At 47.2% G+C, this 13002-nt stretch carries 12 protein-coding genes; 7 read left to right on the forward strand and 5 right to left on the reverse strand.

What is annotated here, in order from left to right; translation table 11 throughout:
• Nucleotides 1-27: 27 nt before the first annotated feature.
• A complete protein-coding gene (locus ACLVWU_RS04010; protein ID WP_413577521.1) occupies nt 28-444 on the reverse strand; it encodes a CBS domain-containing protein in 417 nt (138 codons plus the stop codon).
• Between the two features lie 75 nt (nt 445-519).
• Nucleotides 520-1092, reverse strand: coding sequence for a hypothetical protein (locus ACLVWU_RS04015; RefSeq protein WP_413577524.1), 573 nt, complete (start codon nt 1090-1092; stop codon nt 520-522).
• A gap of 133 nt (nt 1093-1225) precedes the next feature.
• Here ACLVWU_RS04015 and ACLVWU_RS04020 point away from each other — a divergent pair, with 133 nt between their 5' ends.
• Together ACLVWU_RS04020 and ACLVWU_RS04025 are read left to right on the forward strand one after the other, a co-directional pair.
• Entirely contained in the window at nt 1226-1906 is a 681-nt protein-coding gene (locus ACLVWU_RS04020; RefSeq protein ID WP_413577526.1) for a murein L,D-transpeptidase catalytic domain-containing protein, read from the forward strand.
• An 81-nt stretch (nt 1907-1987) separates the two neighbouring features.
• Complete coding sequence (locus ACLVWU_RS04025) at nt 1988-3667, forward strand: glycoside hydrolase family 13 protein (RefSeq protein ID WP_413577529.1); 1680 nt, start codon at nt 1988-1990, stop codon at nt 3665-3667.
• A 25-nt stretch (nt 3668-3692) separates the two neighbouring features.
• Here the strand turns inward: ACLVWU_RS04025 and ACLVWU_RS04030 are convergent, their stop codons facing one another.
• Complete coding sequence (locus tag ACLVWU_RS04030; RefSeq protein WP_413577532.1) at nt 3693-4388, reverse strand: alpha/beta fold hydrolase; 696 nt, start codon at nt 4386-4388, stop codon at nt 3693-3695.
• Between the two features lie 128 nt (nt 4389-4516).
• On the opposite strand from ACLVWU_RS04030, the gene ACLVWU_RS04035 reads away from it, so the two are divergent.
• The 5 genes from ACLVWU_RS04035 (at nt 4517) to ACLVWU_RS04055 (ending at nt 9709) form a co-directional block, all read left to right on the forward strand.
• Nucleotides 4517-4822 (forward strand): GNAT family N-acetyltransferase, encoded by a 306-nt coding sequence (locus ACLVWU_RS04035; protein ID WP_413577535.1) that lies wholly within the window; start codon nt 4517-4519, stop codon nt 4820-4822.
• A gap of 29 nt (nt 4823-4851) precedes the next feature.
• Nucleotides 4852-5766 (forward strand): AAA family ATPase, encoded by a 915-nt coding sequence (locus tag ACLVWU_RS04040; RefSeq protein WP_413577536.1) that lies wholly within the window; start codon nt 4852-4854, stop codon nt 5764-5766.
• On the forward strand, nt 5702-6643 hold the full coding sequence (locus tag ACLVWU_RS04045) for a DUF58 domain-containing protein (RefSeq protein ID WP_413577538.1): 942 nt from the start codon (nt 5702-5704) through the stop codon (nt 6641-6643). The genes ACLVWU_RS04040 and ACLVWU_RS04045 overlap by 65 nt, the downstream gene beginning before the upstream one ends.
• Nucleotides 6640-8583 carry a transglutaminaseTgpA domain-containing protein gene (locus ACLVWU_RS04050; protein ID WP_413577539.1) on the forward strand — a complete coding sequence of 648 codons (1944 nt, stop codon included), beginning with the start codon at nt 6640-6642 and terminating at the stop codon, nt 8581-8583. Before ACLVWU_RS04045 ends, ACLVWU_RS04050 begins: the two co-directional genes overlap by 4 nt.
• A 283-nt stretch (nt 8584-8866) precedes the next feature.
• The gene (locus tag ACLVWU_RS04055; protein ID WP_413577541.1) at nt 8867-9709 is read left to right on the forward strand and encodes a Ku protein; all 843 of its coding nucleotides are present in this window, start codon (nt 8867-8869) and stop codon (nt 9707-9709) included.
• On the opposite strand, the gene ACLVWU_RS04060 is transcribed toward ACLVWU_RS04055, so the two are convergent.
• Nucleotides 9706-10584: an SDR family oxidoreductase gene (locus ACLVWU_RS04060; protein WP_413577542.1), complete on the reverse strand. Its 879-nt coding sequence runs from the start codon at nt 10582-10584 to the stop codon at nt 9706-9708. The genes ACLVWU_RS04055 and ACLVWU_RS04060 overlap by 4 nt on opposite strands.
• Nucleotides 10585-10594: 10 nt before the next feature.
• Complete coding sequence (ligD, locus tag ACLVWU_RS04065; protein WP_413577543.1) at nt 10595-12991, reverse strand: DNA ligase D; 2397 nt, start codon at nt 12989-12991, stop codon at nt 10595-10597.
• Nucleotides 12992-13002 lie beyond the last annotated feature (11 nt).

Below are 13002 nucleotides of genomic sequence, written 5' to 3' on the forward strand. Positions count from 1 at the left end.
ATACCTCCGTAAAAGAACGGTGCGGTTTTATACCTGCGCCACGTGGGAAAGCAGGTCATGGGATATGTTTTTATTTTGCCCACGGGTTGCGATGTCCCCCAGGCTGACCATGCCCACCAGACGTTTGGATCTGTTGACGACAGGGATGCGGCGAATTTTACTGCGGATCATTTGTTGGGCCACGACCGACAGATCTTCATCATCAAAGCAATAGCGAATGCCCTGACTCATACATTGTTCAACGCGTGTGTTTTTGGGATCAAGGCCAGCTGCCACGACGCGAACGGTGATGTCTCGATCTGTGATCATGCCAATCATCTTGTCATTGCGACTGACCGGCAAGGAGCCATAGCTGTTCTTTTGCATCATAAGTGCGGCCTCTTGAACTGTTCGATCTGCATCGATGACGTCGGCACGAGGGCGCATGATATCTTTGACTTTCATAACGACTCCTTTGTTGCTCCCAGAATACTCCGGGAGCTGAACTTTGAGCGTTAGAAATGGATCAGGGATCTTACCTTAGGGCTTGGCGCAAATGCCTTCTTTTTGACAGTCACGCATATCGGAACTGAATTCATGCAATTCACGCAAAGTGTATCCAAGCTCTTGGTCGTAGCCTTCGCGAACGCTGCCCAATTGGCCGATAGTGATAAAGTCGTTGATGCCTTCAAACAAAGCCTGATCGTACATTTGACCTGTGGAAGTGGATTTAAAATAAACTGTCGCTGCCGAGCGAATCACTTTAGTAAAACGATTGCGCTGATCCAGGGCTTTTTGCAAACCACCGCTGAGGCTTTTCCAGCATTTTACTTCGCCGATGCGAACTACTTTTTGGGATTGCAGATCGAAGACCACGATGTCCAATTCACCGATGGTGCGAGTTGTGTCGCCATAGGCGATGCCAACTTCAACCAGGTACTGAGGAGCTGGGAATTGTTTGCGGACATCCAGGCGGGCGATTTCTTCGCAGATAGCACCGGAGTCTTCGTAACTGCGTGGAACAGACTTCAGAGCTTCAAAGTCTTCAGTCCAATTTGCTGCAAATAGGTTTAAGGAAAAAAATAAGGCGCTTAGTAATACTGTTAACTTCATAATCCCCTCCGAAGTGCCCCATAGATCGCTGAGCCCTGCAATTTGTTCAAGGATTTAGTCTTTAATCATTAAATGTGCGGCGCAACATCGATAGTATGTTGAATTTATTACCCACGCTTTGTAAGAGCACCCCATGTTTAAAAAAGTGATTCGTTTTCTAATTCCGGTTGTCGTCGTGATTTCTGGAAGTACAGCTGTTGCCGGTCTCTTTCCTGATAAGGAAGACCGTTGGAATTTTTATGTGAAACGTTTCCAGCAGGTTGCATCCCGCGAGTCCGATATTCCTGATGTTGCCATCGAAAGAACGGTCGAGTTCCTGCAAGCCAATCGCACTCGCCTGGAAAAGCTGATCAATAATCGCAGTGTTGTGGTGATTAACGATTTCACCCAGGACAGCAATCGTGAACGCATGTTCGTGGTTTATGTTTATTTGGGTAAAGTTGAGCGCTATAAGGTTGCCCACGGAATCGGCAGTGGCGAGGGCCCTCATGTGTACCAGTGTTCCGGTGCTTCAGGATCCAAGGCGACTCCACCAGGATTTTTGGTGGTCCAAAATGAAAATCGTAACTCTTCGTTTGGGTCTGCGCTGTATATGGATGGACTTGAGCCCCGTAACATTAGTTCCCGCGCCCGTGCCGTGGTTTTTCATCCAAACAAAACGGCATCTGAGCGTGCATTGATTCAAAGAAAATGGGGATTCATCGATCTTAGCGAGGGTTGCGCGCAGTTGACCCGCGAGGACTACGCCAAACTTAAATCCCGCGTTCAAGGTGGCAGTTTGTTGTATAACTTTTGCCCCGAAGATAAGCGCTAATTCGGCGCATTCACTTGGACTTCAATAAAAATTAAATCTATAAATGTCCTTGTACAACACTGTTGAAACAAGGACCTGTCTGTGACAAATGCTTTGGCGCCCAAAAAGATCTGGTGGAAAGAATCCGTCGTATATCAAGTTTACCCTCGCTCGTTTAAAGATTCCAATGGTGACGGGATCGGTGACCTTCAAGGTTTGATTTCCAAATTGGATTATCTAAAGCATTTGGGAATTGATGTGATCTGGATCTGCCCGATGTTCAAGTCACCGATGGACGACAATGGTTACGACATCAGCGACTATCAGGCCATTCACGAAGAGTTCGGCTCCATGGCGGATTTCGATCTGCTTTTGAAAGAGTGCCATGCTCGCGGAATTCGTCTGATTTTGGATTTGGTGGTCAACCACACCAGTGACGAACATCCGTGGTTCATTGAATCGCGCTCCTCTAAAGACAATAAAAAACGTGATTGGTACATCTGGCGTGACGGTAAGGACGGTAAAGAGCCGAACAACTGGGAAAGTATTTTCAGCGGTTCTGCATGGAAGTATGACGAGCTGACCAAGCAATGGTTCATGCACATTTTCTCTGCGAAACAGCCGGATCTGAACTGGGAAAACAAAGACATGCGCCAGGCGGTTTACGACATGATTCGCTGGTGGTTGGATCGTGGCATTGATGGTTTCCGTATCGATGCCTTCAGCCACACTCGTAAGGAACCAGGCTTGGCGGACATGCCAAACCCTAAGAATCTGGAATACGTTCCTTCCTATTCCAAACACATGAATATTCCGGGCGTGTTGGACTATGTTCAGGACATGGCTCAGAACACTTTCAATCACTACGATATCATGACCGTGGGTGAAGCCAATGGCGTGAATGCCCAGCAGGCGGAAGAGTGGGTGGGTGAATCCAGAAAACGCATGAACATGTTGATTCAGTTTGAACACGTGGGCTTGTGGGATACTAATCCCGATCAGCGTTTTAATATGGCGGATCTAAAGCGTGTCTTCAACAACTGGCAAAAAGGTCTTGAAAATATCGGCTGGAATGCGCTGTTCGTGGAAAACCACGACGTTCCTCGTATTAACTCCAAGTGGGGTGACAACAAGAACTTCTGGCGCGAATGCAGCACCTCGATTGCGACGATGTATTTCCTGATGCAGGGGACACCGTTTATTTATCAAGGTCAGGAAATCGGAATGACTAACAGTCATTTCAACGGGCCTGAAGACTTTAATGACGTTTCAGCGAAAAACTATTTCGTGATGAAACGCAAAGAAGGTCGCACCGATGCAGATATCACGGCAGAGTTGAATCACACGTCCCGCGACAATGCTCGTACTCCTATGCAGTGGGATTCGTCCGCGAATGCGGGTTTCACCACGGGTTCACCTTGGTTGAAAACCAATCCTAACTACAAACAAATCAACGTGGCCGCACAAATGGAAGATCCGGAATCGATTCTGAATTACTATCGTCGTCTGATTCGTTTGCGACGCCAACATGAAGGTTTGATTTACGGATCATTTGATCTGGTTGCGCCAGAAAACAAGGATGTCTTTGCCTATACTCGCACCTTGGGCACAGAGAAGTTTCTGGTCATTTCAAACATGACTAAAAACGAAACTCGTTGTGAATTCGGAACCTTGGTTTTGAAGCCGGAAAATTTGCTGATGGCGAATATGCAGGTTTCTGATCATGGAACTGAGCATGGGTTGAAGCTTCGTCCATTTGAAGCGCGAATCTATAAGGTTTAAAACTGACAGATCGGTTTTATAAGAATTAATTTTTGCTGAGTGCATTCATTAGGATTGCATTCAGTTCTGTTGGTTTTTCCAAAGGTATGAAGTGTCCTGATCCCTCGATCATATGTAAAGTGGATCGGGGGATGGCGCGCTGGAAGGCTTCGACTTTGTCTTTTGGGGCAATCTGATCCTGGGCTCCGCCAATCAAAGTGATTGGGAACTGCATTGCATTCAGTGACATTTTTAAATCCATGCGATGTAAAGTCGCGTTCATCTGATTCAAATACATTTCTGTATTATTGCCCGCGGCCATTTCCAATATTTGATTTCTGATTTCTTCGTTATTAAGGGCATCTTGGTGAATGTAGTGCTGCAATGCCTTGGGGCTTAGGCCTCCGAAGGCCACTTTTTTTAATGTGTTAGCGGTCTGCACTCGAGCTTTGAATTCACTGTCGCTAAATGGGGATCCGGTGGAGCCGATAAGAATAAGTTCTTCCACTCTATGGGGAAAGCGGGTTGCAAATACCTGTGCAACATAAGCCCCCATGGAAAAACCAATCAGAGTCAAAGGTCCGGTAAATGCCTGGTCGATCTGGTCCAGCATCTGATTTAAATTTTCAGAATGTCGCAGGTCCAAGAATTTGCATTCTTGTGAAGTAAGAATCTCTCTTTGGTATTTCCAAAGGCGATCGTCACAAAGGAATCCCGGAAGGCACACGATGGATTTTGACATATGTTAAGCCTACCAGAAACAGGATGTGAGCCGCAATCCAGCTCTGAGATATTTGACAAGCTTTCCAAAAGGAAATTGCTCGGAAATAGCGGTCCTAAGCATTATGAGGGGAATGAAGGAGTGGTGAAATGAACATTCGTCATGATCTTGCCGGGCAAAGGTTTGCAACAAATGTCCAAGGTGGAGATGCTCATATCCTGTATCGCCGGGGACCAAATAACTCCTATGATCTTTATGCCACATATGTCCCAGTGGAGTCTCGGGGGCAGAATATTGCCGATCAACTGGTGCGGGAGGCCATTCGCGTAGCCAAAAGTGAAAAGGTCCAGATCGTGGACACCTGTCCCTATGTTGCCAGTTGGTTCAAGAAGCATCCCGAAGAAAATAAAATTCTGTCGAAAGAATCAGGCGATTCGATCATTCAGGTGTTTTAACAAACAAATCTATGATGTACGCTTGATTCATGAGCAAAAAGTTTCATGAACTGATTTCAGAGGCATCCAAAGTCGTATTGGATAAAGACATCGAAGTGCGTTTGGCTATCACCTGCTTGTTGGCGGGTGGTCACCTGTTGATTGAGGACATGCCTGGTGTTGGTAAAACCACCCTAGTTCAGGTGTTGGGCCGTTTGACGGGATTAAAAACTCAACGCATTCAATTTACGATCGATCTTTTGCCCGCCGATGTTCTAGGCAGTCAGATATTCAATCCTCAGGAGCATAAGTTTTCTTTTCATGCGGGGCCCATCTTCGCTCAGCTGGTGATGGCAGATGAATTGAACCGTGCCAGTCCGCGCACACAAAGTGCTCTTTTGCAGGCGATGGAAGAGGGCGAGGTTTCGGTTGATGGAATGACCTGGGAGTTGCCGCGGCCTTTCTATGTGATTGCAACGCAAAATCCTCATCAGCAAACCGGCACGTTTCCTTTGCCGGAAAGTCAGCTGGACCGTTTCCTGATGAGCTTGGAATTAAACTATGCTTCCAAGGTAACAGAAGTGCGCATTCTTCAAGGAGAAGATCCGCGTGCCGTGATCAAACGCATGAGTTCGCTCTTTGCCGAAGGTGAATTTGAAACCGCGTTGAAAGCAATCGAGAAAGTAAAACTTTCTGAAACTGTTGCCAACTATATCGCAAATATTCTGGAAGGTTCGCGACGCGAAGGTTTCGATGGAGCACCTCTTTCCACCCGCTGTGGAATGTCCCTGGCAAAGGCTGCAAAAGCCTGGGCCTTCCTAGATGAACGGGATTATGTGCGTCCCGAAGATGTGCAGGCAGTATTGGTCCCGGTTCTGGGGCACCGCTTAGGAGGCAATCATGGCATCAAACGTGGTCGAGAGTGGGCTGCAGTTCTTCAGAAAGCGACGCCAGTCCCGATCTAAAAAATCGCGGACCTACATTTTGCCAACCGGTTTCGGAGCTGCCTTTGGGTTGATGGGATTGGTTTTGTTTTTCATGGCCGTGGGTTACGCGAACAATCTGATTTACATTTTCTTTTTCTTTCTGATTTCCATTGCGGTGACGGGAATGGTGGTCACCAATCGAAACGTGGATAGTATCCAATTTGATAAAGTGCTTTCGGGGGATATTTTTGCAGGGGAGCCAGGGCGTGTGCGCGTTCAGGTTATGAATAAAACAAACTCTCCCAGTTATGAAATACAAATCGTTTTTAATCGCAAGGATCAGGATGCAGCAACGGCGATGATTGAGGCCGGTGACGAGGCGGTCTTTTCAGTTCCCTGGATGACCTCGCAACGAGGCCAGCAGAACTTACCTTCTTTAAGAATTCAAGGAGCATATCCCTTTGGACTATTGCAGGCCTGGAAGCAGGTAAAAAAGCCGGGTGCGGTTTTAGTTTATCCTGCCCGAGCCGGAGTTATGGATTTTCCGATGGGTTCGGGGGCGGATTCCATTGCTGAAAGCATGGGGCTTTTTTTGAATCACAAGGTTTACCAATCTGGTGATCCGGTTCGACGTATTGACTGGAAGGCCAGCGCTCGTCGCAATGAAGTATTGATCAAGAAGTTTGAAGAACCCGAAAAACCAGCATTGAATTTCAGTTGGGAACAAACCGAGTTTCTTCACGACCCGGAAGCAAGAATTTCTCAATTGGCGTTGTGGATCGATCAGGCCGAAGTGCAAAACTATGTGTATTCGATGCGCCTGGGGTCGGTGCAAACTCCTTCGGGCAAAGGTCGTGAGCACTGGCGTCGATGTCTGGAATTTCTGGCATTGGCAAAAGTGGGGGACCTTGCGTGAGAAAAGAGTTTTTTGCGCAAACCTTCTTCAGTCTTGCCATCGTGATCTCCATGCTAATGGTTGCGGTAGAAGTCACGCCATGGGTTTCATTTTTAAGCATGGGCATGCTGATCTGGAAGTGGGGAACGGAAAAATATCACTGGCAAGGATTGTCCCGTCGATTTACTTCCGCTCTTAGTATTCTGCTGTTGGCGCAGGTATTGTTTCAGTACCGCACTATTGTGGGCCAGGAACCGTCTTATACCTTGTTGTTAGGATTAAGCGGCTTGCGTGTGATGGACTACTCTACCGAGCGGGATCATCGTTTTGTTGCTTTGTTGGGATTTATTCTGATTTCAGTCAAAGCACTATTCAGTATCGACATCTATTGGATCGTCCCTTCGATATTTGCCTTTTGGGGGATTTGGTATTCTCTATTGCCCCAGAATCTACACAATAAAGAAAAACTGCTGGGAAGGATCTTTTTACTGTCAGTTCCTTTGGCGGTTATTTTATTTTTCGCGTTTCCCCGTGTGGTCATTCCCTGGGCGATGTCCAGAGGAAGCACTTATGGACAGATCGGCTTCACTGATGAAGTGAACCCTGGAAGAGTTGCGGAACTCGCCGGCAGTTCGCAGCTGGCATTTCGGGCCAAAATTGATAAATTGCCTTTCAATCATTCTGCCGATCTTTATTGGCGCGGTTCTGTTCTGACTTCCACGCGTGGTTTGGTATGGCGACCTACGCCGTTCGGCAAAAGACCTGAAGACATAATTACTGGCAAGGGCAGTTTGTCTTACGAGGTGGCTATCGAACCCACCTCGCAGAACTATCTTTTTGCCCTGGAAGGAACTCAAGTTCTGACTTTGGAAGCTGGAAGAGTTACGAATCTAAGTCACGCGATATTCAGGACATCACGTCCCATTGTATCGACCCTTGTGTATCAGGGACAGTGGGTTCGGGACTATCAGGATTTAAGTAAACCCACGGATCAGGATTTGAAAACACCCGAGTTTAAAGGTCGTGTTCTGGATTGGGTCAATGAAGTGAACAAGAGATCTTTGACCACGCCAGAGCGCCTGGATGTACTGAAGAAGTTTTTTGTCGATAATAAGTTTGTTTATACGCTAAGCCCTGGAATTTATGGTGCTAACGATCTTGAAGAGTTTTTGTTTGAGCGACGTCGCGGTTTTTGCGAACACTTTGCCGGTGCCTATGCCGTCTTGGCCAGAGGAATGGGAGTGCCTGCAAGAGTTGTCATCGGTTATCAGGGTGGGAAGTACAATCCGATCGGAAATTTTTGGCGAATCGCTCAGCGGGATGCCCACGCCTGGGCCGAAGTATATGACGGTAGTGCCTGGAAAAGAGTTGATCCCACATCCTGGGTGGCGCCATTGCGTCTGGTGATTGGTGCAGAGGACTTCTTTGGGCTTTCAGAGTCCGATCAGGAAGTGTTTGCCCGACAGATCGATTGGCGTCCGCAAAATCAAGGGGCCAGCTTGTGGTGGGATCGCGCCACGTTCTTTGTCGAAGATATGAATTATCGTTGGAGCTATTTTTTAATGGAATTCGATCGCAGTTCGCAGGATTCATTCTTTGCGCTACTGGGGCAGTACAAGCTTTTAAGTTTTGTCGGAATCAGTTTTGCGTTAGTTCTGTTCTTTTTTCTGGTTCAGAATCTTTTCAAAACCCGCGTGAAGCTGACTCCTGAGCAGTATCTTTTGAATGTGGTTCAGGAATGGGGACACAGTCACAATCTGCATCGCACAGTGAGTGAGCCACCTCTTCATTATTTCAACAGAGTTGCTGAAAAGTTTCCGGCTTTAAATGATATATTAAAACGCATCAGTGTGTTTTATGATCAAACCAAGTATGCGCAGATCGAAACCACTGACGAGGCCGAGATACTTAAGAAGCAATGGGCCGCTGAATCCAGAAAAGCAAAAGAAATCAGGTCCTAAAAATGGAAGTGGGTCTGACGTATCAGACCCAGCTTCGGACGATATCTATGTTTTGCAGGAATTATTTTGCCAGATTCAGATCTATCCTTTTTCAAGATTTCTCTTAGGCTGCGCATATCCTGAGATATCGTTTCACCCTTTATTATACACAGCAAAAACCGAGGAAATTGCGTAAGTGTTTAAGCACAGTTCCAATCTTCCAAATCTGGTCGAACATACCGAATTTTCTGGTCTTCAAAAACATTCGCATTTGGTTTTTCCTGAAGGTAGCCCGGGAGGAACCATGGCAAGCATTTGGAAGGGTTCGATCAGTTTTGGTCTTTTAAATATTCCCGTGACCCTGCAGGGGGCGCAATCGGAAAAGGAAATTCATTTCTCAATGCTGGACAAAAAAGATCTTTCACGGATTCAGTATAAAAAGATCAATGCCAAGACCGGTAAAGAAGTTCCTTACGACAATATCGTGAAGGGTTACGAATACTCCTCGGGGCGCTATGTGCTCGTGACCGAGGATGAAATTCGCAAAGCCAACGTCAAAGCTTCGCAGACAATTGATATTGAAGATGTGGTGTCGCTTGAAGAAATTGATCCCATGTACTTTGAAAGACCTTACTATCTGGTTCCGCAAAAAGGGGCCGAGAAAGGGTATTACCTTTTGCGCGATGCTTTGGCGAAGTCAGGCAGGGTGGCGGTTTCTAAAATCGTTATTCGTATTAAACAGCATTTGGCGATGATTATGCCCAAGGGTGACTACCTGATGCTGGAACTTTTGCGATTCGGCCACGAAGTGAAGACTGAGAAGCAGGTGCACTATATGAAGGATGTGGCTAAAACTGCAAAATACAATCCTCGCGAGCTTAAGATGGCCGAAGATCTGTTAGAGGGTATGGCTGGCAAGTGGAAGCCTGAACAGTACAAGGATACTTACTATCAGGAAGTGATGAAGATGATCGATCGAAAAGTGAAAACGGGTAAAGGTCACCGAATCGCTCCGGTCAAAGAGGAGCACATCGAAGCCACCGATAACGTTGTGGACTTGATGCCATTACTGCAAAAAAGTCTGGCTCAGCGAAAGACCGCCAAGAAAAGAGCACCTGCAAAATCTCGGGCCAGCAAAACCGCCTAAAGCGGCTCTGCTCCCATTTCAGCCAGAATGGCTCCGCTGATGTAGGATGAATCTGCTTCAGAGGCCAGAAACACAAAAGCCGGCGCAATCTCCTCGGGTTGAGCGGGACGACCGATAGGCTGGTTTTTTCCAAAGTTTCTGACTTTGCTTTTCTTTGTGCCTTCATCAGCGGCATTAAGCGGCGTCCACACAGGCCCGGGCGCTACAGCATTCACCCGAATACCTTTCTTAACCAGCATTTGTGCCAACGATTTGGTGAAAGTGTTGATAGCGCCCTTGGTTGACGAGTAATCCAACAGCTGACCAGGAGCACGAGTCGAAGTTTCGGAGCTGGTAGCGATGATACAAGAACCAGGTTTCATGTGGGGAACCGCAGCTTTTGCCAAATGAAAGTAGGCATAGACATTGGTTTTGAATGTCCGGTCAAATTCCTCAGTGGTGATTTCGGAAATATCGTCTTTACGCATTTGATGAGCAGCGTTGCTGACCAGAATGTCAATTCCACCTAACTTTTTTACTGTCTCGCTGACAGCTTTCTTGCAGAAGCTTTCTTTTGAAAGATCACCTGCCAGCAAATGACACTGGCCCCCCAGCTCCTCGATTTCGATTTTGGTTTCTTCTGCATCGACAAGCTCTTCAGGCAGATGGGTGATCAGGACACTGGCGCCTTCGCGCGCATAAAGCAGGGCCACGGCTCTGCCGATGCCGGAGTCACCCCCAGTGATCAAGGCGCGTTTACCTATCAGCTTGCCGGCAGCTTTGTACAATGGAGCCCGATAGAAGGGAGCCACTGTCATTTTCTTTTCAAGGCCCGGGGACTTCTGTTGGTGTTCATTGAAGGGCGGATGGGGTTTGCGTTTATGCATGTTCGTCATATTCATCCTTTCATGGATGCTCTTGCATTCTGCTGTTGCTTTTTTTAAGGGTGGATTGTTGAAGCAGTGAAATCTTTTGATGAAGATCCAGATAGCCTTGCCAAGGATTTTTTCTGCGTTTTTTTAGCCAGGCCATAGCCCTGCCAAGATCGAAATGATCGCCGCTGGGAATCTTCTTAAGTTCATTCCAGGTCACCGGCATCGCGACGGCACTGACTGCGCGCGCACGCAAAGAATAAGGAGCTACCGCCGTGGCCCCTTGGGAGTTGCGGAGATAGTCGACGAAAATTCTTCCGGTGCGTATTTTCTTGGACATCTTCGCGACAAACAGGTCCGGCTCTTGCTGTTCCATTTGCAGGGCCAGTGCGTGAGTAAAACTGTTAATTTGATCAAAGGTATAAATCGGTGCCAGAGGTACGTGGATGTGAACACCCTTGCCACCGCTCAGTTTCACAAAACTTTTCAGATCCAGTCCTTCTAATAGTTTCTTTAATTTGAAGGCCGAGTCCACCACTGTTTTCCAGGAAACTCCGGGCCCTGGGTCAAAATCCATTACGAACTGATCCGGTGTCGCCGTGTCGGGATGGCGGGAGTTTGAACAATGGATTTCGAAGGCATTCATTTGCACCAAGGCGGCCAATCCCGCGGGATCGTCCAGACTCATATAGGTGCCGTATCCTTCGTGCTCCTTCATTTTCACCGGAGTCAAAGCTTCAGGCATGTGGACCTGGTGTTTTTGAAAAAAGCACTGTTTGCTGGTTCCGTTAGGACAACGAACCAGGGAGAGAGGGCGATTTGCAATCAGGGGAATAATATGCGAAGCCACCTGCGAATAGAATTCCGCAACTTTTTGCTTGGTGATCTTTTCTTTGGAGAACAGAATTTTCTCTGGGGAAGAGACCGTCCAATCTTCATCTTTATTTTTGATGTTAACTGCAGTTTCTTTTTTTATCTGTTTTGCCGGTTTATCCTGCCGCAGTCCATGAAAGACAGGAACACGTAGTATTTCCTCGTGAGTCCAGTTGGCAAAAGTGATCTCGGCACTAAATGTGGGTTTAAGCCAATGGATTTCTTTACCCTTGGGGGATTTGAGGTCGAAGGGGGACTTCGTCATTTCAAGTGGCTTTAGCGTTTGAAATACATCGCGTAAAGATTGCCGGTTGAATCCGGTTCCGACTCGGCCGACATATTGAAGTTTTTTGTTCTTGTAGACACCAAGTAACAATGCTCCGAAATGGTCGCGGCTTCCCTTGCTTTCTGTGTAGCCGCCAATCACAAACTCCTGCTGCTCCGTGCACTTGGTTTTTACCCAGTTGGGATTTCTTTCAGAGCGATAAGTGCTGTTTCTTTTTTTGGAGATGATTCCTTCCAGTCCATGCTTCTTAGCCAAAGCCAAAAGACTTTTTCCAGTTCCTTGAAATTCCGTGCTGTAACGAATATGGCTGGCAGATTTCTTGAAGATTTTTTGCAGCTCGTCCCGGCGTTGTTCAAGGGGAAGTGAGCGCAGGTCTTTTCCGCCAACGGCCAACAGATCAAAGGCATAGAAATACATGTTGCGGGTGGATTCCGCTTTCAGAGCATTTTGTAAAAGTTGAAAGTCACTGCGACCACTTTTATCCAGTACAACGATTTCGCCATCGAGCACTGCACCCTCAAGATCCAGAGTCGCCAGTTGATCGGCAATACTTTGGAATTTGCCGGTCCAATTTTGACCTGAGCGTGTGAAAAGTTTCACGTCGTCCCTATGCACATGGGCTTGCATGCGATATCCATCGAATTTCAACTCATGCAGCCACTCAGCACCGGTGGGTGGTTCGTCGACGAGTAGTGCGAGCTCCGGACTTATGAAAGGCAAACGTTTGATTTTAGCACGTGTCCCTTTGCGCGCCGTTTTCTTTTTGACAGGTTTGACGTCGGGAATCTCTCGGGCAAAGGTGTCGTCCTTTTTCATTAGCAGCCACTGGGTATTTCTGCCCGGAGTGCGGGTGCGAACCAGATGAAAGACGCCTTTTAGCTTTTTTCCCTTTAAGTTAAAAACCAGATGCCCTTTTTTAAATCCTTTTACCGCGTCTTCAACCGGCTCCCAAATTCCCTTGTCCCAGATATAAACTTCACCGGCTCCATAGTGACCCTTTGGTATGGTGCCGTGAAACTTTCCATAGGAAAGGGGATGATCTTCCACTTCAACGGCTAATCGCTTGATATGTGGATCCATGCTGGGACCTTTGGGCACCGCCCAGCTTTTCAGAACACCTTCCCATTCCAAGCGGAAGTCCCAATGGAGGTGACTGGCGTGATGTTCCTGAATCACGAAAGAAAGGGCCTTGCGTTTTGCCGCTTTCTTAAGACCCTTGGGTTCAGTGGTGGCAGTGAAATCACGCTTGCGATTGTATTTGGCAAGGGTCATGAAAACTCCTT

Source organism: Bdellovibrio sp. HCB290, from assembly GCF_047305925.1.
Lineage (GTDB): Bacteria > Bdellovibrionota > Bdellovibrionia > Bdellovibrionales > Bdellovibrionaceae > Bdellovibrio.

Coding starts and splice junctions, on each gene's coding strand:
- ligD (WP_413577543.1), bottom strand. CDS start 12,991: ATGACCCTTGCCAAATACAATCGCAAGCGTGATTTCACTGCCACCACT.
- ACLVWU_RS04030 (WP_413577532.1), bottom strand. CDS start 4,388: ATGTCAAAATCCATCGTGTGCCTTCCGGGATTCCTTTGTGACGATCGC.
- ACLVWU_RS04055 (WP_413577541.1), top strand. CDS start 8,867: ATGGCAAGCATTTGGAAGGGTTCGATCAGTTTTGGTCTTTTAAATATT.
- ACLVWU_RS04035 (WP_413577535.1), top strand. CDS start 4,517: ATGAACATTCGTCATGATCTTGCCGGGCAAAGGTTTGCAACAAATGTC.
- ACLVWU_RS04010 (WP_413577521.1), bottom strand. CDS start 444: ATGAAAGTCAAAGATATCATGCGCCCTCGTGCCGACGTCATCGATGCA.
- ACLVWU_RS04020 (WP_413577526.1), top strand. CDS start 1,226: ATGTTTAAAAAAGTGATTCGTTTTCTAATTCCGGTTGTCGTCGTGATT.
- ACLVWU_RS04015 (WP_413577524.1), bottom strand. CDS start 1,092: ATGAAGTTAACAGTATTACTAAGCGCCTTATTTTTTTCCTTAAACCTA.
- ACLVWU_RS04060 (WP_413577542.1), bottom strand. CDS start 10,584: ATGACGAACATGCATAAACGCAAACCCCATCCGCCCTTCAATGAACAC.
- ACLVWU_RS04045 (WP_413577538.1), top strand. CDS start 5,702: ATGGCATCAAACGTGGTCGAGAGTGGGCTGCAGTTCTTCAGAAAGCGA.
- ACLVWU_RS04040 (WP_413577536.1), top strand. CDS start 4,852: ATGAGCAAAAAGTTTCATGAACTGATTTCAGAGGCATCCAAAGTCGTA.